This is a genomic window from Solibacillus sp. FSL W8-0474, from assembly GCF_038004065.1.
Taxonomy (GTDB): Bacteria; Bacillota; Bacilli; order Bacillales_A; family Planococcaceae; genus Solibacillus; species Solibacillus faecavium.
Genome location: NZ_JBBOQJ010000001.1, coordinates 963,020 through 987,166, shown reverse-complemented (window position 1 = coordinate 987,166; position 24,147 = coordinate 963,020). Strand labels below are relative to the sequence as shown.

Sequence of the window (24,147 nt, the reverse complement as noted above, 5' to 3'; positions counted from 1 at the left end):
TTTATTCACCTTTCGTACGGTACATTTCAAATTCCCCTTTAAAAACCAATTCGTTATCAACAGAAGAAATCACTTCAACAAATGTACGATTTTTTTCAGAGTTTTTCCCTTTTACAATTGCTTTCGTTACGACACGGTCACCCGCACGAACTGGCTTTACGAAAGCAACATTTGATTTTACTGTAAGGGCAAGCTCGTCATCAATTACCGCCACCGCCAAAGAGTTGGCCTGTGCAAATAAATGATGCCCACGTGCTATGCCATTGCGTTGGAATACATGTTCATCTCCAACATCAAAAATGGAGATAGCCCGGTTATCCAATTCAATATCAATAATTTCACCGATGACTTCATCTAGTGGCAAAGATTTTACTTCGTCATATTTTTTAGCAGCAACATCTTTAATACGCTCCCGTAATTCCGGGATTGCAAGTTCCATCCGATCCAGTCGAATCGTTTGAACGCTCACATTAAATTCAGCTGCTAATTGTTCATCAGTAACGAAAGGATTGTCGGCGATTTTTTCAGTCAACAATGACTGTCGCTCTTTTTTGGAACGCTTCATACGTATTTGTTACCTACCTTTAATTTTATAAAAGATTAGTATTAGCACTTGGTACTAATATCAATATACAGGTATAAAAAAAGGAACGCAACATATTTTTGCTGCGTTCCTAAAAAACCTGTGTTTCTAGCTGTACCAATAACTAATCTATTCGTTCACCTTGCAGAACGCCGGAATCTTCTAACTCTTTACGGAGGTACTCATATTCAGCATCGTGCCAAAACGCTTCTTCATACAGCATTTTAGCAGCATCTTGTCTTGCAGTTTCCAATGCACGGTAATCATGAACGAGATCAGCCAATTTAAATTCAGGCAACCCACTTTGACGCTTCCCAAAAAAATCTCCGGAGCCTCGAAGTTCCAAATCTTTTTCAGCTAAACGGAATCCGTCATTCGTCTCTGTCATGCTCATCATGCGCTCTTTACCTTCATCTGTTTTTGGATCCGCTATGAGCACGCAATACGATTGATGCTCTCCCCGGCCAACACGTCCACGGAGCTGGTGAAGTTGGGCTAAACCAAATCGTTCCGCATCATAAATTGTCATAAATGTAGCATTGGGAACATTTACCCCTACTTCAACTACGGTCGTTGAAACAAGAACATGGATTTTCCCTTCACTAAATCCGCGCATCACCGCATCCTTTTCATCAGAATGTAAGCGCCCATGCATGAGCCCTATTTCAAACTGATTGCCGAAGTAAGCTTTTAACTGTTCATATGCTTCAACTGCATTTTGCACATCAAGCTTATCCGATTCTTCAATTAACGGCGTAATAACATACGCTTGGCGACCGGATACAAGCTCTTGTTTCATCCGCATTAATACACTATTTAACTGCTCTTTCTTTAGCCAGTGTGTTTCGATTTCCTTACGTCCTGCAGGCAGCTCATCGATAATGGAAACATCCATTTCACCAAAAGCTGTAATCGCCAATGTACGCGGAATGGGAGTAGCAGTCATAAACATAACATCCGGACTTTCTCCCTTTTCCCGTAATACTCGACGTTGTTCTACCCCAAAACGGTGCTGTTCATCTGTAATTACAAACCCTAAGTTATGAAATTCGACATCTGGCTGAATCAATGCATGTGTACCAATCAGTATATCGATTTCACCTGCTGCCAGCTGTGCCAATAATTCACGACGGGCCTTAACTTTTGTAGAGCCAGATAACAATGCGACCTTGACACCAATTGCATCAAACCACATATGTAAGTTTTCAGCATGTTGCTCTGCCAAAATCTCGGTTGGTGCCATTAAAGCCCCTTGATAGCCTGCTGTTACCGCAGCATAAAGACCGATTGCAGCCACAACAGTCTTACCGGAACCTACATCCCCTTGTAAGAGCCGGTTCATGCGCTGTGGAAGCAGTAAGTCTTTACATATTTCATTGACCACTCGCTTTTGGGCACCTGTCAACTCATATGGTAATGTAGCGATAAACTCCTTTAATTTTTCTAAATCAAAACGAATTGAAATTCCCTTTTCATTTTCCTTATTCGCTTTTCTTAAGGCTTGAATACGCAGTTGAAATTGTAATAGCTCCTCATAAACAAAACGACGGCGCGCCTGTTTTGCATGTTCAGCATTTAGTGGGAAATGCACACCTTCCAATGCATCATGAATATTAACTAATTGATAATTTTCACGCAGTACACTTGGCAATGTTTCAGGCAATTGATCCTTTACAGTATCTAATGCTTGTCGCATATATTTACGAAATCGCTTTTGCTGGATATTTCCCTTTAAACTATATACCGGCTCAAAATCTATCTGATCGGTTTTTGGACCAAATGTAACAGTGGATCCTACAATTACTTGACGTCCACGATCCCATTTCCCTGTCACCGTAATAATATTGCCCGTTAACAGCTTTTGCCGCAAATAGTTCTGATTGAAAAACACTACTTTTATTAAATGTCTTCCTGCGAGTGCCGTAAATTGAAGTCGGGATTTATTTTTCCCTAAAAATAATACTGTTGGCTCACTTTCAACACGCGCTTCAATAGTGACACGTTCGTTATGTGGGGTTTCTGTTAAATCCTTCAATCGAAAATCTTCATGGCGATACGGAAATGTCCAAATCAAATCATGAACGGTATGTATGCCAATTTTCATCAAATTTTCAGCTGTTTCTTTTCCGATACCCTTTAATTGTGAAACTGGCTCATGGATCATTTTCGACACTTCCTTTACGAAATATTTGTTCCTTAAGAATAGCATAAAATAGGTGCATACGTTCTCTTTCAAATGAAAAAAAGCTTGTGCTAAAAATCTGAAAGATCTTTAACACAAACAAATAAACCTCTATACATTCAAATACTAATTGCTGTTTACACGTGATTTTAACAGGCTCTTTAAATCTCCACCTTCAAAAATTGCATGTGTAATCGCTTTACCAGTCGGTGTTGCCGCTAAGCCGCCACGAGCCGTTTCTTTTAAGTTCGGGCTCATTGCCTGACCGATACGGTACATTGCACCAATAACTTCATCACACGGTATGCGGCTAGTCACACCTGCCAACGCCATATCCGCTGCAACAAGTGAATTCGATGCACCCATTGCATTTCTCTTTACACATGGTACTTCTACTAAGCCGGCAACCGGATCACACACTAAACCAAGCATATTTTTCAATGTAATTGCGAATGCTTCCGAACTTTGCTGAGCAGTTCCTCCAGCCATTTCGACAATCGCTGCAGCAGCCATTGCGGATGCACTTCCTACTTCCGCCTGACAGCCACCTTCTGCTCCTGAAATCGAGGCATTGTTTGCCACGATAAAACCAAATGCCCCTGAAGTGAATAAATAGCGGATCATTTGTTCACGCGTCGGATTTAATTTATTCTGAACTGCAAATAATGTCCCCGGAACTACTCCCGCAGAACCTGCAGTCGGAGTCGCACAAATTGTACCCATTGCCGCATTTACTTCATTTGTAGCAACCGCTTTGCTGACAGCATCAAGTAAAAGATCTCCGGCTAATGAATTGCCTTTTTTAATATAATTTTGAATGAGTACAGCATCTCCACCAGTTAAACCTGTTACGGACTGTACTCCTTTTAAGCCGCGCTCAACCGCTTCTTCCATGATTGTCAGGTTACGATCCATCTGCGCAAAAATTTCCTCACGAGTACGGCCTGTAATTAACATTTCCTGCTCTATCATTAATTCAGAAATTAGCTTTCCTTCTTTCTCTGCTAATTCCACCAATTCTCGAACACTACGAAATAATACATCCATTTTGTCACCCCTTAATTATTAATTTTTGAAACTTTTGTAATGTGCGGGATGTAAGAAATTTGCTCTAGTAGACGCTGATCTATATTCTGATCAACTTCAATAACCATTAAAGCAGTTAAGCCACGTTCTATACGTGATACTTCCATATGCCCAATATTTACGTCATGCATCGCTAAGCAATTAGCTACGTTTGCGATACATCCTGCACGGTCATCATGCACGACTAAAATAGCCGGCATTCCTCCTGTAAGTCGCAGTTTAAAGCCATTCACTTCGCTAATTTCAATTTTACCGCCGCCAATTGAAATACCTTCAACACTCATTTCCGACTCATCATCGCCCATTAAAAGACGTGCTGTATTTGGATGTTCTTTATTTGCTGTTTCTGGAATAAATTCAAATTGCAAACCGGCTTTTTCCGCTTCGGCAAAAGCTGTTTTAATACGTTCGTCATCTGTATCATAGTCGAGTAATCCTCCGACAATAGCGACATCAGTGCCATGCCCTCGATAAGTTTCAGCAAATGAACCATATAAATAAATTTTTACCCATTTAGGTTGACGTCCGAACAAATCACGCGCGACACGACCAATGCGTGCTGCACCAGCTGTATGTGAAGAGGATGGCCCAATCATAACTGGACCGATAATATCAAAAACTGATGTAAATTTCATAATGATAATCCCCCATTTTCTTTCATACTTTCATATACATCTAGTGTACTCATTTTCTCTGCAATTAACAAACTTCTTGTTGTTAAAACAGAATAATAACCATTATAAGGAGAAATACCCTTATCATTCCGGATTGAAAAATAAACGGAGAAAATTCACTTATTATAGGTTACTTCGTAAATTAAATCATGATTGCAAACAGAAAAACATCAATTTTTCTCACAAAGAGAAATAATTGATGTTTTTCGTATGATCCCAGTAGCTTTTTACTATTTATTCTACAGAAAGTATGAATGGGTAAAGGGATTGCTTACCTTCAACAATTTCCACTTCTGCATCCGGGTAATTTTCTTCGATAAAGTTTTGTAATTCATCTGCCTGCTCTGCTGTTGCATCTTCACCAAAAATGATTGTAACGATTTCCGAATCTTCATCCATTAATCCTTCAAGCACTTTTTTCGCTGCATCCATCATTTCAGGAGTCGATAAAATAATTTTACCTTCAGCTAATGCCATGTAATCATCTTTGCGGATTTCAACACCATCAATCGATGTATCGCGTACTGCAAATGTTACTTGACCTGTCTTCACATGAGCAAAACCTGATGTCATGTTATTTTTATTATCCTCAACCGACTCGGCAGGATTGAATGCTAAAATAGCTGCCATCCCTTGAGGAATTGTTTTTGTTGGCACAACAGCAGCTTCAATTTCCAGAAGCTCAACTGCTTGTTCTGCTGCCATAATAATATTTTTGTTATTCGGTAAAATTAATACACGTTCTGCACCAATTTCCTGAACAGCTTTTACGATATCCTCAGTAGAAGGATTCATTGTTTGTCCGCCTTCTATTACATAAGAAGCACCGATTGAACGTAATAAATTTGAAACACCTTCACCCATTGCAATCGTTACAATTGCATATGGAACTTTTGCTTTTTGCTGTTTAGCAGGTGCTTTTGGTGCATCATTTACGATAGCAGAATGCTGTTCACGCATATTATCTACCTTAATTTTAATAAGACTACCATATTTTTGACCAGCTGCAAGTACGGCTCCAGGAGTTTCCGAGTGAATATGTACTTTCGCAATTTCATCATCTGAAATGACTAATAATGAATCACCCATTGGATTTAACTCTTGGCGGAACTGCTCTTCGTCAAATGGCGTTTTATCTTCTTCAAAGCGCACCATGATTTCTGTACAGTATCCGAATTCAATATCAGATGTGTCCATGAAATCCTGTACACGATGGTGTTCAGCATTGATTAAATCATCTAATGAAGATTCATTTTTCGCTGGTAAAGGTTCACCTTTCATTGAAGCAAGGAATCCTTCGTAAACAAATAGTAAGCCTTGGCCACCACTATCCACAACACCAACCTCTTTTAGTACTGGTAAAAGATCCGGTGTGCGATTTAATGATTGCTTGGCTTCTTCGATAAATGCTTCCATTAGCGTAATCATATTATCTTCCGTTTCTGCTACTTCGACACCTTTTGCCGCAGCTTCACGTGCTACCGTTAAAATTGTACCTTCCACTGGTTTCATAACGGCTTTATAGGCAGTATCTACGCCTGCTTGGAAAGCATTCGCTAAGCCCTTTGCATCAATTTCAGCATCTTTTTCGATTGCTTTACCGAAACCACGGAATAATTGAGATAAAATTACACCTGAGTTACCCCGAGCTCCCATAAGTAAGCCCTTTGATAGCGCTTGCGCCGTTTTACCGATATGTGCATTTACATTTGCTTCTGTTTCATCTGCACCAGATGTCATTGATAAATTCATATTTGTCCCTGTATCACCATCCGGCACAGGGAATACATTTAGTGAATCAACATATGCTGCATTTTGGTATAGGTGATGTGCACCCATTTGGACCATTTCAGCAAATTTAATTCCGTCTAAAGACTTCATTCGATTCATTTCCTCCTCTTACACATTCGCAACACGAACGCCCTGTACAAAAATATTAACTGATTTAACGCTCATACCTAATGTTTTATTTACTGTATATTTTACTTTTGATTGTACTTGATAAGCGATCTCAGAAATTTTTGTACCGTAGCTTACAATAATGTACATATCAATATGTAAGTCATCACCTTCTTGGCGGATGAGCACACCTTTAGCAAAATTCTCTTTTCGTAAAATATCTGTTAATCCATCACGAATTTGATGTTTTGATGCCATGCCTACAATGCCATAACATTCAATCGCTGCTCCACCAGCAATTTGAGCAATAACATCATTGGAAATATCAATATGACCGAATTCGTTATTTAATTCTACTGACATAGTGAATGCCCCCTTGGCTCTATTTAACTAATTTATATTGTACTACACAAAAGTTGATTATAAAAGAAAACGTTCATCCCCGTCTAGCTTGAAGTCATCTTTTTAACAAACTTCAATTTTTTTATTTCAAAAATTTCCATTCTTATATAGAATTATTTAAACTTGTTAATTTGAGTATTCGACAAAATCCAATTGTTATACGGGAGCATTATTAATAATGTTAATTATTACAATAAAATTCGATATGATTATGCAAAACTGAGATTTTTGCAGGTAATTGACTGATTAAGTCACCATCGACATTTAAAGGAAGTGATTGATCCGCTTTAATTTGAATTTCCTGTGCATCAAATTTTGTTATATTATCGTCCTTCTCATGGTTGCCTGTTATAAGGTTTTTAGCTGTACCGACTACCTGTAATGTATTGGTGCTCTTCACGATAAAACCGTGCAGTAGACCATCTGACGTGTCAGCATCTTCATTGATTTGTCGGAAACTGCCGACAGAGTTGGTTAACACACATATAAAAATCATTATATCCTCTTTATAAGTTTGTCCGTTTGCTGTTATTTCTATATTACAAGAGTCATTTTCGATCGCTGCTTTTACGCCCTCAAATAAATAGGCAAGGGCACCAAGTGATGTTTTTTGCTCTACCGACACCTCTCCTACTGCTTCCGCTAATGAACCAATGGCAATAATGTTTGTAAAATATTTATCATTGACCTTACCGATATCCGCCTTTCTTGTACGCCCTCCAAGTAAAGCGATCGCTTCATCAGGATCGAGGGAAATATTTAACGCGCGTGCAAAGTCATTCACTGTTCCTAATGGGACAATCCCAACAACCGGTCTGTGCGGCTGTTCAGCAATACCATTGATCCCCTCATTTAATGTTCCATCTCCTCCTACTAAAATGATTGTGTCATAGTTCTCATCACATGCCTTTTTAGCAAATCGGGTCGCATCCCCTTCACCCATTGTTTCTTTCATCACCACTTCATAGTTATGTAATTGGGCAATAATTTTTTTTTCATATTCTAACGCTTTCTCTTTTCCTGAAGACGGATTTATAATGACCATACATTTTTTCATGTAAATTCCCCCAATAAAATATATTTTTCATATATTCTATTTACCTTTTATCCGGAATTTTTAATCTATAATTTCAAATAGGGTGTAAAGGTTTTTTTCTTGAAAGGTTATGTAAAATGTCTTGCACTCATTGCTTTGGTATGTTAAATTATTATGGTATGTGAAATAACGAACTGAAATAAAGATTTCAGATTCAGCTGTAAGGAGGAATTTTACAATGCCAAAACAATGCGTAATTACTGGCCGTAAAGCTCGTACAGGCAACAACCGTTCACACGCTATGAACGCTAACAAACGTACTTGGGGTGCTAACCTTCAAAAAGTTCGTATCTTAGTTGACGGTAAGCCAAAACGTGTATGGGTTTCTGCTCGTGCTTTAAAATCAGGTAAAATCGAACGCGTTTAATCGCGTATAGAGTATCGGCTCTCTTGCTGGTACTCTATTTTTATGCAAAAAACTACAGCCCCCATTCTTTATGAGCTGTAGTCAGGAACTTTATTTTTCTTTCTTTTCTTTACGAAACAACTTCACGCAGCCTCTCGCGACCCCACTTAACCATTTCGGCATTTGAAATGTATAGACTTTCAGTGTTGTTCCTCCTTAATCTTTACTCTTTATCATTAAACATATGCCACCCGTAAACGAAATAGACCCTTCGTCTATTATTTCATTGCTTGTAAAACGCGACGTTCCTTGCTCAATCACTTCATTAAGTGTTTCATATTTAACACCGCGCAATGTCACATTTTGAAGTGTCTTTCCATATGAAAAAAAGGAAACATATGAATAATTAGATTGTTCTAACAGATGTGTACCCGGGAGTAAAAATTGAATGCTATTTTGGGAATTAATAATCTTAAATACTATATGAGGATATTGTTGCTGCATGAAAGATACAGATCGTAATGTTGCTTCATAATGATCTAAGCGACCACCTGTAACACCAGTCAATAATACTTCCGTCGGCTCATAGGTTAGTGCTTTTTGCAATGCCAAATCTGTATCTGTTTCGTCCTTTTCTGCCTGAAATTGTTCAATATGATCAATAGCTTCGGATATTCGCGCAAACTCCTCCGCGGTAACTGAATCAAAATCTCCTACTATATGATTTGGGTAAATGCCTTCGTCGATTAAATATAAAGCCCCCCGGTCAACCCCAATCCATATGTCAGGCATTAAAGAAAAGGCGACCTCATGGATAGGGCCGCCTGAGCAGATTGCTACAATCACTGGATTGCCGCTAGTCCTGCTTGTTTAATTTCCTGTAAAGCCTGTGCGCGATCTTCTTTACTATAAATGGCAGAGCCCGCTACAAAAACCGTTGCTCCTGCTTTAGCACACGGGACAATTGTTTCTGCATTAATGCCACCGTCAATTTCGATTTCAATATTTAAACCGCGTTCTTTAATAATTTTTGATAACGCTTCTACTTTTGGTACTACTGATTCGATGAACTTCTGCCCACCAAATCCTGGGTTTACAGTCATAAATAATACCATATCTATATCTTCTAAAACGTGCTGAATCGCTTCAATCGGTGTATGTGGATTTAACACGACACCTGGCTTTACACCGTAAGAACGAATCAATTGGATTGTACGGTGCAGATGACGGCATGCTTCCACATGAACAGTAATATAATCTGCTCCTGCTTTAGCAAATTGCTCAATATATTGGTCTGGATTTTCAATCATTAAATGTACGTCCATCGGTAAAGTAGAGAGCGGGCGAATCGCTTCTAGTGCAATCGCACCGAATGAAATATTCGGTACAAAATGACCGTCCATTACATCGATATGAATCAATTCTGCTCCTGCTGCCTCTACTTCTTTCACTTCTTGTCCCAGCTTTGCGAAATCTGCTGCTAAAATCGATGGTGCAATTTTAATCATGTCTAATACCTCGGCTTTCGATCGATAATTTCTTGTAAAATTTGTTCGTAATGCTCATAACGGTAAGGTCGAATTTCACCAGCTTCTACCGCTTGTTTTACCGCACATTTCGGCTCCTTAATATGTAGGCAACCACGGAACTTACAATTCTCGCTGATTCGCTCGAACTCCGGTAAACAAGATGTCAGTTCTTCCTTTTCAATCATATCAAAATCAAATGAACTAAAGCCCGGTGTATCCGCCAACAATCCACCACAAACTTCAATAAGCTCAACATGGCGTGTTGTATGTTTCCCACGCCCTAAGCTTTTTGAAATAATGCCTGTCTTCAAATCCAATTCAGGAAGTAATGTATTTAATAAGGTTGACTTCCCAACACCTGACTGTCCGGCAAGCACTGATGTCTTATCTTGTAGAAACGGCTTGATTTTCTCCAGTAATGTAGGATCATCAATATAAGTTTCAATAATCTCATAGCCGATTTCTTTATAGTCATCGATATATGTTTGTAAACGCGAACGTTCCGCATCATTCAATAAATCCATCTTTGTTAAAATAATAATCGGTTGTACTTGGAACGATTCAAGCACGACTAAAAATCGATCAAGCAAAACCGTATTAAAGTCAGGTTCTTTTGCGGAAAATACAAGTAATGCCTGATCAACATTCGCAATCGGTGGCCGAACTAACTCATTTTGTCGTTCCAAAATTTTATCAATAGAACCATCCGATTCTCCATCATACGAATATTCTACAAAGTCACCGACAAGTGGAGATTCTCCGCGATTACGGAAAATCCCACGTCCACGGCATTGAATTAATTTGCCTTCTTTTTCAACATAATAATAGCCACTTAATGCTTTTCGAATTTGGGCTTTCGCCATCTAATTCCTCCTCTATTCCACTAATTCTTCATACGTAATTGTCTTATTTTCAATGACACTGTTATCACGATCAATTCGGTACGCCGCTTTATCACCTTCGACAATAAATAGCTCGATTTGATACATTGTGTTTTCGGTAATCGTAAACGTTTCTACAGGCTCTACCATCGAACGTGATTTATCCTGAATATAAATCGTTACCGTTTGTTCCATACCTTCTTCAGCTGGTTCGTACGGGATTTCAATTGTATCTTTATATGACTTTTCTTTTTTTGCCTGTGGTCCTTTAGAAACGACTACATTAATCGTTCCACCCTTTTCAAGCGTCGTGCCAGCCTTTGGTGTTTGCCTAATTACTTCTCCAACTGGTTTATCCGAATGCTCTTCACCTGTCACATTCACTTTAAAGCCTGAGCTAAGTTCGTATTCTTTGCGGTTGGCTTCGTTAAAAGTAAGTAAATTTCGAACCTCTACAACTTCTTTTCCTTTACTAACCGTCAATACAACGTCTGTTTCATTGATGAGCACTTCTTCTCCCGCTTCAGGTGATTGCTCAATAATTTCGCCTGCCACATGCTCGGCTGAATATTCTTCTTCAAATTTAACGCTTTTAAAGTCCTTTAAGAGAGCAGCAGCTTGATCGCGTTGGGTACCTACAAAATTCGTCATAGCTATAGGTGCTTTTCCAATGCTGACAATTAAATCTATTTCCGAACCTTTTTCTCTTTCGCGGCCGGCAATTGGATCTGTTTCAATAACTCTTCCCGCTTCAATCTCTTCAGAATTACGTTCCTCTTGTTCACCAATAACAAAGCCTTGTTCCTGTAAAATACGGATGGCATCCTCTAATGTTTCGTTTGTCACATCTTCTATTACGACTTTATTCGGTGTCATCATAAATGCTATGACAGTAAAAATTATCGCTAAAGCAGCCAGTATACCGACAATTAGCGGCCATTTTTTCTTTTTTTGTTTCTTCTGCTCCTGATGTTGCACTGTCGAGTCTGTTTCCATGCGTACTGTTTGTTCCGTCAAACCTGTGGATGGTTGCTGAACAGATGCTACTGCAGGTTTAGGGTCTTTAATAATTGGAATCAGCTTTGTTGCACCGTCATCTACAGGTGGTACAAATTTAGGCTCATTCACTCGTTGAATGGATAAACAAGTATCTAAATCTTCTTCCATTTCTTCTGCGCTCCTGTATCGGTGGTTCGCATCTTTTGAAGTTGCTTTTAATACGATATTCTCTACACTTTGCGGAATGCTCGCATCAAATTCCCGAACAGACGGTGTTTCTGTCTGTAAGTGCTTTAAAGCAATTGAAACAGCTGATTCACCCGAAAATGGCAATTCCCCTGTTAACAACTCATATAGCACGATACCGAGTGCATAAATATCGGATTTCATCGTTGCAATGCCGCCACGCGCCTGCTCTGGCGATAAGTAATGAACTGTTCCTATGACCGAATTTGTTTGAGTAAAGCTTGTAGCTCCAAGCGATGTCGCAATCCCAAAATCGGTAATTTTCACATTGCCTTCTTCATCCATTAATATATTTTGCGGCTTAATATCCCGGTGAATAATACCATTCTCATGAGCATGTGCAATCGCAGAAGTAAGCTGTTTCATAATATGAACACTCCGCGCTGCCGATAAAGGTGAAAACTCCTGTATGTATTGTTTCAATGTTTTCCCTTTAATATATTCCATAACAATATAGTGCATATCCCCATCTTCGCCAACATCATAAATGCTAACGATATTTGGATTTGTTAAACTTGTAGCGGACAATGCCTCACGCTGAAAACGACGGTGCAATTCTTCTTCATTTGCTAAATCATAGCGTAAAATTTTGATCGCGACATCTCGACCTAAAATAATGTCATGTGCTAAATACACATTTGACATACCGCCTCCGCCAATTAATTGTAATATCTTATAACGGCCACTTATATGTTTTCCTACAAGCATTGCTACACCTCCTGCACCGTTGTCATTAAAATAAGGGAAATATTATCTTCGCCACCACGGTCATTTGCTAGTTGCACTAATTTTTTCCCCTTTTCTTCTATGGAGATTTGGGGCGTAATAATTGTTGCCATTTCTGTTGTCGTCAGCTTATTGCTTAGACCATCTGAACAAATGAGTAAATAGGCTTCATTCGATAAAGTCAATTCATAAAAATCCGGTTCAATTGAAATTTCTGTACCTAATGCTTTTAAAATGAAATTTTTCTGAGGATGATTTAGTGCCTCTTCTTCACTAATTTCTCCATTTTCCAATAAAATATTTACGTAAGAATGATCTCTTGTTACTAACTTTACTTTTTCATCTGCAAAATGGTAAACACGACTATCGCCTACATGACTAATAAGGCATTCATTTTCATCAAGCAGCGCCGCAATCATCGTCGTTCCCATACCTTGACAATTTTCATGTGTTAAGGAATATTGATAAATTTTTTGATTAATATGTGAAACCGCATTGCGTAACCATTCCAACTTTAGTTGTTTCGATGCAAAATCTTGAGCATCCACCAGTTTAAAAAGCCTGTGCATTTCCGTGATGGCCATCTCACTTGCAACATCACCTGCATTATGTCCACCCATACCATCTGCTAAAATTGCAAGCTTAAAATGATCGGGACGCTCAAAAAACGCGGCCCGATCTTCATTTATTTTTCGCTTTAACCCAATATCACTTTCCACTGTAAAGTTCACTATAGTCCACCTACTTTGTTTCGTGTGATCGTTCCTGTGCACGTAACTGGCCACAAGCAGCTGCAATATCCGCACCTTGCTCACGACGGATCGTTACGTTAATACCTTGCTCTTTAAGCGTTTTTTCAAAGGCAAAAATCTTACTGCGTGACGTACGAATATAATCGCGCTCCGGTACGTAGTTAATAGGGATTAAGTTGACATGGCATTTAATATTTTTAATAAGCTTGGCAAGCTCTAACGCTACTTCTTCTGTGTCATTTTCTCCAGACATTAGACCATATTCAAATGTAACACGGCGTCCAGATTTCTTCGTATAGTATTTTACCGCTTCCATCAACTCTTCTAATTTATATGCTTTCGCAATTGGCATTAGTTTTTGGCGTGCTTCCTGATTTGGCGCGTGAAGTGATACAGCAAAGTTAATTTGCATGCCTTCATCAGCAAATTCATAAATTTTCGGTACGATACCAGATGTTGAAACGGTAATATGACGTGCACCGATATTTAGACCTTTGTCATCATTCATGATTTTCAGGAAGTTCATCATCGCGTCATAGTTATCGAATGGCTCACCAATTCCCATAATTACGATTGAGGATACACGTTCATCGGTTTCATCTAATTGTTGCTGCACTTTTACAACTTGCTCAACAATTTCACCAGCCATTAAGTGACGTTTTAAACCGCCTAAAGTTGAGGCACAGAATGTACAGCCAATCCGGCAGCCTACTTGAGTCGTAACACAGATTGAATTTCCGTAATCATGACGCATTAATACTGTTTCGATAGAATAACCATCTTGCAATTGGAATAAAAACTTAATTGTACCGTCTTTTGATTCCTGTTTAATAATTGTTGAAAGCGTCGTTAAAGCAAACTCCGCCTCTAGCTTTTCACGTAATGCTTTCGGTAAGTTTGACATATCCTCAAATGTTTGGACACGCTTTTCATATAGCCATTCATAAATTTGCCCTGCACGGAAAGCTTTTTCCCCGTTTGTTGTTAACCATTCTTTCATTTCATCTAGACGCAATGAGTAGATTGAAGGTTTTAACTGAGGCTTTTCTTTTTTCACACGGCGCACTGGCTTATCTGCTGTTTCTTCCACTAAATCCTGAATTCGTTCATCAAATTGTTTTAATTGTTCTTGCTCCATTAGTTAATTGGACGCTCCTTTTTTTACGAATGCAGCGACGAAAAATCCGTCACTACCAATATCTTGTGGGAATACTTGTAGCATCCCGTTTTGTTGTTTCGCTTTTAGTTGTTCTGGTAAGTTTTCTATTGGCTCCAAATTCATTTCAGGATGCTCATTTAGAAAGGCTTGTACCGTACCTTCATTTTCTCTGCGGTCAACTGTACACGTTGAGTACACTAATCGTCCGTTTTGCTTTAATAGCTGTACTGCATTATTTAAAATCGCAAGCTGGATTGTCTGCAGACTTTCCAAATCTTCTTCGCGCTTCGTATATTTAATATCTGGCTTACGTCGCATTACACCAAGTCCTGAGCAAGGGGCATCAACAAGAATTGCATCATAGCTTTCTTTTGTTAAAAAGCTGGCTGCCTTTCTTCCATCAAGCGGTGCCGTTTCAATAATATTTAATCCTAAACGTGCAACATTCTCATCGATTAAATCTAATTTCTTCACATGAAGATCAGTCGCTAAAATTGAACCTTCATTTTTCATAACTTCTGCTAAATGCGTCGTTTTCCCGCCAGGTGCTGCACACATATCCAACACTTTCATACCCGGCTGTGGATTCAGTACTTTTGCCGGAAGCATTGAGCTTTCATCCTGAATCGTAATGAGGCCATTTCGGAAAGCTCCTGTTCGTGCTGCCTGACCGCTTTCCAGATGAATACATTCAGGCATAAATTCACTGCGTCGCGCTTTTACACCTTCACGCTCAAGTGTTGTCAAAACTTGTTCAACAGTTGCTTTCGTCGTATTTACACGAACGGTTTGCAAAGGTGCAATATTGTTTTCAAGTAGCATTTCGCGTGTTTGTTCATAGCCATAGCTTTCAACCCAACGATTAACTAACCACTGCGGATGGCTCGTTTCCACGGCTAAACGTTCATTTGCATCTTCTATTAAATCAGTCGAACGAACACCTTCACGTAAAATGGAACGTAAAATTCCATTTACCATTGAGGCAATTCCTTTATGGCCACGACGTTTTGCAATTTCCACAGCTTCATTCACTGCAGCATGTGCCGGAATACGTGTTAGATAATGCATTTGGTACAGCGACATGCGGAGCAGCCAGCGAACCCAAATATCAACCTTGCCATGAATAAAAGGTTCTAAATAATAATCGAGTGTCAGCTTATACTGCAAAGTTCCATATGTCAGCTCTGTCAACAGGCCACGATCTTTTGCTTCTATTTTATATTTTTCAATCGTTTGGTGTAATAATAAATTACTGTAGGCCTGACTTTTATCGACCGTTAATAAAATCGTTAACGCTGCATCCCGCACATTGCCATCCCAAATTACTTGCTTTTTATTATTTTTACTCATTCAAAACGGTCCCCAATCTGTAATTTCGAGCCCGTTCCACGTAGAAATTCTTCTGCGGTCATACGTTTTTTCCCGGCTGGCTGGACATCATAAAGCGCCAATGTATTTCCATCACCTGTCGCAACTTCAAAGTGATCTTTTGCTATTTTCACTACTTCTCCCGGTGTCGCATTCGTTGTAGTATCCCCAACTTTTGCCCACCAAACTTTAAAATTAGCACCTTCAAAAGTTGTATATGCTACTGGCCATGGATGTAGTCCGCGCACTTGATTATACAATGCACGTGCATCATTATTCCAATCAATCAACTCCTGCTCACGGCTAATATTGCGTGCATATGTCACAAGCGTTTCATCCTGTACGATGCGTTCATTCGTACCATTTATAATCGAAGGCATTGTTTCTTTTAATAATTCACGACCGACCCTACTTAGCTTTTCAAACATGCTACCAGTATGGTCCGTATCTTCAATGGCAATCTCACTTTGTGAAATGATATCTCCTGCATCAAGCTTTTCCGCCATATACATAATCGTTACGCCTGTTTTTGACTGACCATCAATAATCGATTGGTGAATTGGTGCCCCACCTCGATATAAAGGTAAAAGAGAGGCATGTACATTAATGCAGCCTAGTCGTGGAGCTTCAAGAAGTTCTTTCGGTAAAATTTGACCGAATGCAGCTGTTACGACTAAATCCGGGTTTAATGCTAAAATTTCTTCAAGCTCCTTCGAACCACGCAACTTTTCAGGTTGAATTATTGGTAAGCCTAATGCAAGTGCTTCTTCTTTTACAGGTGGTGGCGTCAATACTTTTTTACGCCCTACAGGTCTGTCCGGTTGAGTAACAACAGCTAGAACCTCATAGCCTTCTTCATGAAGCATACGCAAAATTGGTGCTGAAAAGGCAGGCGTTCCCATAAATACGATTTTTGTCATCGATTATTCCTCCTCAACATCCGCGTACAGCTCTTCTATTTCTTCCTCTGTCAATACCCGCGTCATTTTGGAATCAAATAATACACCATCTAAATGATCAATTTCATGCAATATACAGCGTGCTTCAAAATCTTCCGCTTCAAGCTCATATACACGGCCTTCACGATCAGATGCTTCAATTTTTACGTAAGTAGGTCGCTTTACCATACCAAAAAGGTCAGGGAAGCTTAAGCAGCCTTCCACATCTTCCGCTTGGCCGCGCGTTTCAAGTACAATCGGATTAATCATTTCAAGAATATCTTCACCTAATTCTACAATCGCTACACGCAGGCTAACGTTAATTTGAGGTGCCGCAATACCTACACCATCATTTTCGACCATTGTGTCATATAAATCATCCAGAAGCTGAATCGTACTTTCATCAATCACTTCTACTTCTTTTGTTACTTGCGATAATACATTTGCCGGGTTTTTTACTACTTCTTTAATAGCCATTTCTACTACCTCTTTCTATATGCATTAGATCATTGTTGGATCTAAATCAACTGTCAACACAATGCCTTTTTTTATCCATTCCGAGCGATACATCTTAATAAGCTGTAAAAGGACTGGTATTAATTGAGGCTCTACTTTATATTTTATCAAACATTGATAGCGATATCTATTTTGGAGCCGGGCAATACTAGCAGTCGTTGGCCCAATCACCGAAACATTAAATGATAAATTCTCTCGCAAATATTCCGCTACACGTCCTGCATATTCTGCCGCAAGCATCACATCTTCGTGAGTAACTTGAACAAGCGCAATATAATAATACGGTGGATATCCCGCTATATGTCTAGCATGCATTTCCCGTTCGTAAAACGGTGGATAATCCTGATCTTTCGATAACTGGATCGCATAATGATCGGGCGTATACGTCTGTACAAATACTTCACCTAATTTTTCATGGCGCCCTGCTCGTCCACTTACTTGCGTCATCAGCTGGAACGTCTTTTCTGCCGCCCGGTAATCCGGTAAATGGAGCGAAGTATCGGCACTTAAAACCCCGACTAACGTAATATTCGGGAAATCAAGACCTTTCGCAATCATTTGTGTACCGAGCAGAATGTCTGCTTCACCACGCCCAAAAGCATCGAGCATTTTTTCATGTGCTCCTTTTTGCTTTGTCGTGTCTACGTCCATTCGAAGTACACGTGCTTCTGGAAATAATTTATAAATTTCCTCTTCTACCTTCTGTGTACCTGTTCCAAAATAACGAATGTTTTCACTTTGGCATTCAGGACAAGTTTCCGGAATGTATTCATCATGACCACAATAATGGCATTTCAGCTTTTCCTGATAACGATGATACGTTAAGGAAATATCACAGTTTGGGCATTGTACCGTCGTTCCGCAATCACGACATAAAACAAAGGAAGAGTATCCTCTGCGGTTTAAAAAGAGCACTGTTTGCTCTTTTTTATTCAGTCGATCCTGCAATGCCTCCATTAATGGCTCGGAGAACATTGAACGATTTCCCGCCTGGAGTTGTTCACGCATATCTACAATATGAACTGTAGGCAATGCTTGGTTTTTCGCACGATGAGCCAATGTAAGCAATGTATATACACCTTTTTTCGCCCGAGCAAAAGATTCCAAAGCAGGCGTCGCACTACCTAAAATCACCGGGCAGTTATAATATTTTCCGCGCCAGATCGCTACATCTCTGGCATGATAACGTGGTGAATCTTCCTGCTTATATGTGGACTCATGCTCTTCATCCAAAATAATTAACCCTAAATTTTTAAAAGGGGCGAAAATAGCTGAACGAGCTCCAACGACAACTTTCACTTTCCCTTGTTGTACTTTTCGCCATTCATCATATTTTTCACCAACAGATAACCCACTATGCATTACAGCAACTTCATCACCGAAACGTGACTTGAAACGCTCTGTCATTTGAGGTGTCAATGAAATCTCAGGTACTAATACGATTGATTCTTTTCCATCAGCGATAGTACGTTGAATCGCCTGCAAGTATACTTCTGTTTTACCGCTCCCTGTAATACCGTGTAGGAGAAACGTTTCCTGGCGCTGGTCATCTATTGCAGCAATAACTTTTCTCAGTGCATGATCCTGTTCATCTGTTAGCTGTAGAAATTCTGTTTTCTCAACATTTTTCGTGAACGGATCACGGTATACTTCCTCTTGAATATACGCTGCAGCACCTTTATCAATGACACTATTCAGTACACTATTTGTAATATGCACTGCTTCACAAATATCATCAGGCAATAAGATTTCTCCTGCATGCTGCATCATCCATTCGACTAACGCTACTTGCTTCGGTGCACGTTTACCCATTTGCTGCAATACATTTTCCAATTGCTCCTGGGAATGTATTTGGACTTTCCGTATTTGCTTAACTTGCCCTTTTTGTTTCACTTCATTGTCGATAATTATAAGACCATCTTTAACTGCACGCTTTATCGGTTTTAATAAATTTGCTTTTTCAAACTGAGACAAATTCACTTTCGCTGTTTTCTCATAGTATGGCTGAAGTGTTGTAGGTAAATGTGAAACTTCCCCATTTAAAACCGCATACTTTTCATACTTTGCCCGCAAAGCACCTGGCAGCATTACTTGCAATGCATCAATTTCATAGCAGATTGTTTGGTGCTTTAGCCATTTTGCCAAACTAAGCATTTCTTCTGTTAAAATCGACTCGATATCAAGTATTTCGGTAATCGGCTTCACTTTTTCTACTGGTACTTCAGACTCGGACGTAATACCTACGACAAAACCAAGTACATTACGTGGCCCAAATGGTACTTTTACTCGACAACCTAAATCGATTAATTCTTCCCAATCTTCCGGTATTAAATAATCAAACGGACGGTCCACCGGATAAGCTGAAACATCTACGATTACTTGTGCAAATTTCATTGTCCATCGCTTCCTAATTGATGATGGAAATGTTTCACTGCAAGTTCAGTAATTTTCTCCGGCTCTTCTAATCGGCCTTTTCCAACATACCCACATGCTAAAAACCCTTCAGACGGTTCGATAAAACGAATGCCATCTTCATGTAGCTGGTTGATATTGCGTAGAACTGCCGGATGCTCGTACATATGCACATTCATCGCCGGTGCTACCCAAACCGGAGCAGTAGCCGCCAAAAGTGTTGTCGTCAGCATATCATCAGCCATTCCGTGCGCCATTTTCGCAATAACATTTGCAGTTGCTGGTGCCACGATGATTAAATCTGCCCAATCAGCTAAATCGATATGAGCAATGACATTTGAATCTTTTTCATCAAAAGTATCGTAAAACACATCATTTTTTGACATCACTTGAAAACTTAAAGGTGTCACAAACTTTTGTGCTGATGCTGTCATCAATACTTTTACATTAAACCCTGCCTGTGACAGCTTACTTACTAACGCCACAGCTTTATAAACGGCTATTCCACCGGAAACACACAATAACACATTGTTTTTCTTCATCACTTTAACCGTCCTTTCAAAGGATAAGCTCCCAAAGAAAGATTCTTAGGGAGCTTCTACTCAAAAATTATTCGATTATGCGCAAAAACTAAATTTCGTCTTCATAAACAGTAGAAGCATCTTGCTGAACTTTACGCAGCTTACCAGCAGCTACCTCTTCCAATGCTTTTCCGACTGGTTTATAAGAAACGTATGAGCTTAAATGCTCGCCGCCCTCTTCTTGCATTTGGCGTGCACGTTTTGATGCTAAGCTCACTAAAGAATACTTAGAATCGATTTGCTTTTTTAACTTATCCACTGATGGGTATAACATGGTTTCATTCTCCTCTCAACATTGACAAATAGCGTTTTTCCACACGTTCACGACGGCAGTGTTCTGCTACAATGATTGCATTAATTTTATCACATGCATTATGAACTTGGTCGTTTTCTACAACATAATCGTATAAACTCATCATTTCGACTTCTTCACGAGCGGTTGCGATACGACGGGCGATGACATCTTCTGTTTCCGTACCACGTCCAACTAAACGTTGCTCAAGTTCTGTTATGCTTGGTGGTGCTAAAAAGATAAACAACGCATCTGGTGCTTTTTCACGAATTTGGGCTGCTCCCTGAACTTCAATTTCCAAAAAGACATCACGCCCGGCTTCAAGTGTTTCTTGTACGTATGCAAGCGGTGTACCGTAATAATTACCAACAAACTCTGCATGTTCAAGTAACCCGCCTTGTTCGATTAATACTTCAAATTCCTCACGTGTTCTAAAGAAATAGTCTACACCATCTACTTCGCCTTCGCGAGGATTACGTGTTGTCATCGAAATCGAATATTCGTAATTTGTATCAGGCTGCGAAAAAAGCTCTTTACGAACCGTACCTTTTCCAACACCTGATGGACCAGATAAAACAATTAATAATCCACGTTGTTTCTTCATAAATAACTCCTTTATTTCATTCAATATTTTGAACTTGTTCCCGCATTTTTTCTAGAATTGTTTTTGCTTGCACGACTGCCGCTGAACAGTCAGTTGATTGATTTTTTGAACCAATAGTATTAATTTCACGGTTCATTTCCTGCATGATGAAGTCAAGCTTTCGACCAATTGCTACTCGTTCGTTTAGCGTTTCTGTTAACTGATTAAAATGACTATCCAGACGATCCAGCTCTTCTGAAATATCAATTCTCTCAGCAAAAATCGCAACTTCTGTAAGCAGGCGATCATCTAATGTTTGCCCATTCGCCACTTCTTCCAATCGTGTCATTAAACGATTACGATACTTTTCAACAGCACTTGGCGCAGTTTGTCTTATATGAGCAATTTGCGCTTCAAGGTCTGCCTTATACTGTAACATTACGCCCTCTAAACCTTGTCCTTCGCGTTCTCGCATGGCAATCAAGTTTGTAATAGCTTCTGACAAAGCACTTTTTACAGCTTCAACGATTTCCTCCTGTTGGAGCTCTACCTTTTCCACTTGAAGCACTTGTTCAAGACTTACAATTTCCTGCATTGTCCATTTCTCCTGCATCGGAACCGTATGGGACAATTCTTCTTTTGCTTGAAGAAAAGAATTAAGCAGCGACCAATTAATCTGGATTGTTTGTTGTGTATCATGAAGCTCTTTCAAAAAAATGATAACATCTATTTTCCCACGGGAAATAGAATCCGACAACATTTTTTTTGCTATAACTTCAGATTCCATCCATTCTTTTGGAAACTTCGTATTAATCTCTAAAAAACGATGATTCACAGCACGAATCTCAACAGTTAGTTGAAAGTTTTTCGTTGTTGTGACCCCCCTGCCGAATCCGGTCATACTGCGTACCAAGGTTCGTCACATCCTTCTTTACATATTGTTTCAATTATAGCATATGTTCTACATATATTGCTTTAACGTTTATTGTATAAAAACATATTTTATCATAGTTAAGTTGTAATAAAATAGTTTTTATCTTTTTAATAAATGTTTAATTTTCATTATAGTAGATGTGATCAACTACAGAATTGAGCTAAATAATGGTATGATAAAACAATCAAGTAGACTTATTTAATGAAAGAGGCATAAAGATGGCATTTGACGGACTATTTACTCGTTCGATGAGTAAGGAATTACAAACCTTAGCATCTGGACGAATTACAAAAATTTATCAGCCGAATGCACTTGAAGTCGTATTACAAATCCGTGCAGCCGGTCAAAACGTGAAGTTATTATTTTCTATTCATCCATCATACTCACGTATTCACTTAACAAATCAATCTATCGAAAATCCAGCAGACCCTCCTATGTTTTGCATGCTTTTAAGAAAACATCTTGAAGGAGGATTTATTCAGTCTGTTGTTCAAGATGGTTTTGAACGAGTAATTACATTGGAAATTGATAGCAAAAATGAAATAGGCGATGCTGTAAAGCGAAAACTCATTATCGAAATTATGGGACGCCACAGTAATTTATTATTAATCGATGCAAAAAACAATACAATTATAGATAGTTTAAAGCATTTACCTCCATCGATGAACAGTTACCGAACTGTGTTGCCTGGTCAGCAGTATATCGCACCACCAAAACAGCAAAAGATTGCGCTTACTAGTTTATCAGATGAGGAAATTAAGCAATTCTTTTCTAAAGAAGTAACGGTGAAAGAAATTATTGAGCATTTTGCAGGCTTTTCTCCTCTCCATGCTACAGAATTATTACATCGTTTATCCACAACGGATGCTGTTACGGCATGCAGACAGCTAATGAATGAAATCGCAACGAGCGCTCAGCCAACTTATGTAGAGCAAGAAGGTAAAATTTACTTTTCTCCTACTAGCTTGACGCATTTATCAGGCGTTTCAACAACTTATGAAACGCTTGGTGAATTATTGGACCGAGTTTTCTTTGCCCGTGCCAAACGTGACCGCGTGAAGCAGCAAGCCGGTGATTTGGAACGCTGGTTGCAAAATGAATTAAACAAATTAAAGCTCAAACAAAAAAAACTTCAAAAAGATTACGAACGCGCACAAAACTTGGAGCAGTTCCAACTATACGGAGAATTATTAATGGCAAACCTTTATAATTTTTCAAAAGGTGCCGAGTTTGTAGATGTAGAGAACTACTATAGTGAACAGGCTGAAAAGGTAAGAATTCCAGTCAGCCCGAGGAAAACACCGATTGAAAATGCCCAAAGTTACTATACGAAATACAACAAGGCAAAAACAGCTTTAATTATGATTGAGGAACAGAAGAAAAAAGCTACAGAAGATATCGATTATTTAGAAATGCTTACTCAACAAGTACAACAGGCGTCACCTGCTGATATAGAGGAAATTCGCGAAGAACTTGCTGAACAGGGATTGCTTCGTATTCGACAAGCGAAACGCAAAAAGAAACCGACGAAACCCGATCCGGAAAAGTTCACTTCTTCAACTGGGGTTTCGATTTCTGTCGGTAAAAATAATAAGCAAAACGATTACTTAACATTCAAAATTGGAAAGCGCAATGAAATTTGGTTGCATACGAAAGATATTCCTGGCTCACACGTTGTCATTCATTCTGAAGATCCGGATGAAACGACACTGAAGGAAGCCGCAATGTTATGTGCATATTTTTCTAAAGCACGTGATTCTTCTTCGGTTCCTGTCGATTATACGGAAATCCGCCATGTAAAAAAACCGAATGGGGCAAAACCAGGATTTGTAATTTATTTTGAACAAAAAACGATTTATGTAACACCTGATGAAGCAATCGTTATGCAGTTGAAAAAATAGCTATAACTCGTGAAACTCTGGCTCGATTTGAAAAAATAAGCGGACGTTTTACCGTTATTTAC

At 39.2% G+C, this 24,147-nt stretch carries 22 protein-coding genes and 1 pseudogene; 2 read left to right on the top strand and 21 right to left on the bottom strand.

The window, feature by feature from the left end:
• Nucleotide 1: 1 nt before the first annotated feature.
• The 7 genes from fapR to NYE67_RS04780 form a co-directional block, all read right to left on the bottom strand.
• Nucleotides 2-565 (bottom strand): transcription factor FapR, encoded by a 564-nt coding sequence (fapR, locus tag NYE67_RS04810; RefSeq protein ID WP_340727199.1) that lies wholly within the window; start codon nucleotides 563-565, stop codon nucleotides 2-4.
• Between the two features lie 142 nt (nucleotides 566-707).
• Nucleotides 708-2,747, bottom strand: a complete 2,040-nt coding sequence (gene recG, locus NYE67_RS04805) for an ATP-dependent DNA helicase RecG (RefSeq protein WP_340729346.1) — start codon at nucleotides 2,745-2,747, stop codon at nucleotides 708-710.
• Between the two features lie 144 nt (nucleotides 2,748-2,891).
• Entirely contained in the window at nucleotides 2,892-3,812 is a 921-nt protein-coding gene (sdaAA, locus tag NYE67_RS04800) for an L-serine ammonia-lyase, iron-sulfur-dependent, subunit alpha (RefSeq protein WP_191698444.1), read from the bottom strand.
• An 11-nt stretch (nucleotides 3,813-3,823) separates the two neighbouring features.
• A complete protein-coding gene (gene sdaAB / locus NYE67_RS04795) occupies nucleotides 3,824-4,486 on the bottom strand; it encodes an L-serine ammonia-lyase, iron-sulfur-dependent subunit beta (protein WP_191698445.1) in 663 nt (220 codons plus the stop codon).
• A gap of 273 nt (nucleotides 4,487-4,759) precedes the next feature.
• The gene (locus NYE67_RS04790) at nucleotides 4,760-6,406 is read right to left on the bottom strand and encodes a DAK2 domain-containing protein (RefSeq protein ID WP_340729345.1); all 1,647 of its coding nucleotides are present in this window, start codon (nucleotides 6,404-6,406) and stop codon (nucleotides 4,760-4,762) included.
• An 18-nt stretch (nucleotides 6,407-6,424) separates the two neighbouring features.
• Entirely contained in the window at nucleotides 6,425-6,787 is a 363-nt protein-coding gene (locus NYE67_RS04785; RefSeq protein ID WP_008403339.1) for an Asp23/Gls24 family envelope stress response protein, read from the bottom strand.
• A 220-nt stretch (nucleotides 6,788-7,007) separates the two neighbouring features.
• The gene (locus NYE67_RS04780; RefSeq protein ID WP_340729344.1) at nucleotides 7,008-7,883 is read right to left on the bottom strand and encodes a diacylglycerol/lipid kinase family protein; all 876 of its coding nucleotides are present in this window, start codon (nucleotides 7,881-7,883) and stop codon (nucleotides 7,008-7,010) included.
• Nucleotides 7,884-8,100: 217 nt separating this feature from the next.
• Here NYE67_RS04780 and rpmB point away from each other — a divergent pair, with 217 nt between their 5' ends.
• A complete protein-coding gene (rpmB, locus tag NYE67_RS04775) occupies nucleotides 8,101-8,289 on the top strand; it encodes a 50S ribosomal protein L28 (protein WP_004227417.1) in 189 nt (62 codons plus the stop codon).
• Between the two features lie 195 nt (nucleotides 8,290-8,484).
• On the opposite strand, the gene NYE67_RS04770 is transcribed toward rpmB, so the two are convergent.
• The 14 genes and pseudogenes from NYE67_RS04770 to NYE67_RS04705 all read right to left on the bottom strand — a co-directional run bounded on the left by NYE67_RS04770 (nucleotide 8,485) and on the right by NYE67_RS04705 (nucleotide 22,163).
• On the bottom strand, nucleotides 8,485-9,114 hold the full coding sequence (locus NYE67_RS04770; RefSeq protein ID WP_340729343.1) for a thiamine diphosphokinase: 630 nt from the start codon (nucleotides 9,112-9,114) through the stop codon (nucleotides 8,485-8,487).
• On the bottom strand, nucleotides 9,111-9,776 hold the full coding sequence (gene rpe / locus NYE67_RS04765) for a ribulose-phosphate 3-epimerase (RefSeq protein ID WP_340729342.1): 666 nt from the start codon (nucleotides 9,774-9,776) through the stop codon (nucleotides 9,111-9,113). Before rpe ends, NYE67_RS04770 begins: the two co-directional genes overlap by 4 nt.
• 2 nt (nucleotides 9,777-9,778) lie before the next feature.
• Complete coding sequence (rsgA, locus tag NYE67_RS04760) at nucleotides 9,779-10,660, bottom strand: ribosome small subunit-dependent GTPase A (RefSeq protein ID WP_340729341.1); 882 nt, start codon at nucleotides 10,658-10,660, stop codon at nucleotides 9,779-9,781.
• Nucleotides 10,661-10,672: 12 nt separating this feature from the next.
• Nucleotides 10,673-12,631, bottom strand: coding sequence for a Stk1 family PASTA domain-containing Ser/Thr kinase (pknB, locus tag NYE67_RS04755; protein ID WP_340729340.1), 1,959 nt, complete (start codon nucleotides 12,629-12,631; stop codon nucleotides 10,673-10,675).
• Nucleotides 12,632-12,633: 2 nt separating this feature from the next.
• Nucleotides 12,634-13,380, bottom strand: coding sequence for a Stp1/IreP family PP2C-type Ser/Thr phosphatase (locus tag NYE67_RS04750; RefSeq protein ID WP_340727189.1), 747 nt, complete (start codon nucleotides 13,378-13,380; stop codon nucleotides 12,634-12,636).
• Between the two features lie 10 nt (nucleotides 13,381-13,390).
• Nucleotides 13,391-14,539, bottom strand: coding sequence for a 23S rRNA (adenine(2503)-C(2))-methyltransferase RlmN (rlmN, locus tag NYE67_RS04745; protein WP_340727188.1), 1,149 nt, complete (start codon nucleotides 14,537-14,539; stop codon nucleotides 13,391-13,393).
• A 3-nt stretch (nucleotides 14,540-14,542) separates the two neighbouring features.
• Nucleotides 14,543-15,910 (bottom strand): 16S rRNA (cytosine(967)-C(5))-methyltransferase RsmB, encoded by a 1,368-nt coding sequence (gene rsmB, locus NYE67_RS04740; protein ID WP_340727187.1) that lies wholly within the window; start codon nucleotides 15,908-15,910, stop codon nucleotides 14,543-14,545.
• The gene (gene fmt, locus NYE67_RS04735) at nucleotides 15,907-16,848 is read right to left on the bottom strand and encodes a methionyl-tRNA formyltransferase (protein ID WP_340727186.1); all 942 of its coding nucleotides are present in this window, start codon (nucleotides 16,846-16,848) and stop codon (nucleotides 15,907-15,909) included. Before fmt ends, rsmB begins: the two co-directional genes overlap by 4 nt.
• A 3-nt stretch (nucleotides 16,849-16,851) precedes the next feature.
• A complete protein-coding gene (gene def, locus NYE67_RS04730) occupies nucleotides 16,852-17,343 on the bottom strand; it encodes a peptide deformylase (RefSeq protein ID WP_340729339.1) in 492 nt (163 codons plus the stop codon).
• Between the two features lie 24 nt (nucleotides 17,344-17,367).
• On the bottom strand, nucleotides 17,368-19,776 hold the full coding sequence (gene priA, locus NYE67_RS04725; RefSeq protein WP_340729338.1) for a primosomal protein N': 2,409 nt from the start codon (nucleotides 19,774-19,776) through the stop codon (nucleotides 17,368-17,370).
• A gap of 26 nt (nucleotides 19,777-19,802) precedes the next feature.
• Nucleotides 19,803-20,336, bottom strand: a pseudogene (gene coaBC / locus NYE67_RS04720) (bifunctional phosphopantothenoylcysteine decarboxylase/phosphopantothenate--cysteine ligase CoaBC); the annotation flags it as partial.
• An 88-nt stretch (nucleotides 20,337-20,424) separates the two neighbouring features.
• Entirely contained in the window at nucleotides 20,425-20,649 is a 225-nt protein-coding gene (gene rpoZ / locus NYE67_RS04715) for a DNA-directed RNA polymerase subunit omega (RefSeq protein ID WP_008403352.1), read from the bottom strand.
• A gap of 4 nt (nucleotides 20,650-20,653) precedes the next feature.
• Entirely contained in the window at nucleotides 20,654-21,271 is a 618-nt protein-coding gene (gene gmk / locus NYE67_RS04710; RefSeq protein ID WP_191702335.1) for a guanylate kinase, read from the bottom strand.
• A 16-nt stretch (nucleotides 21,272-21,287) separates the two neighbouring features.
• Nucleotides 21,288-22,163, bottom strand: coding sequence for a YicC/YloC family endoribonuclease (locus NYE67_RS04705; protein ID WP_340729337.1), 876 nt, complete (start codon nucleotides 22,161-22,163; stop codon nucleotides 21,288-21,290).
• 239 nt (nucleotides 22,164-22,402) lie between these two features.
• Here NYE67_RS04705 and NYE67_RS04700 point away from each other — a divergent pair, with 239 nt between their 5' ends.
• The gene (locus NYE67_RS04700; protein ID WP_340729336.1) at nucleotides 22,403-24,085 is read left to right on the top strand and encodes an Rqc2 family fibronectin-binding protein; all 1,683 of its coding nucleotides are present in this window, start codon (nucleotides 22,403-22,405) and stop codon (nucleotides 24,083-24,085) included.
• Nucleotides 24,086-24,147: the final 62 nt, after the last annotated feature.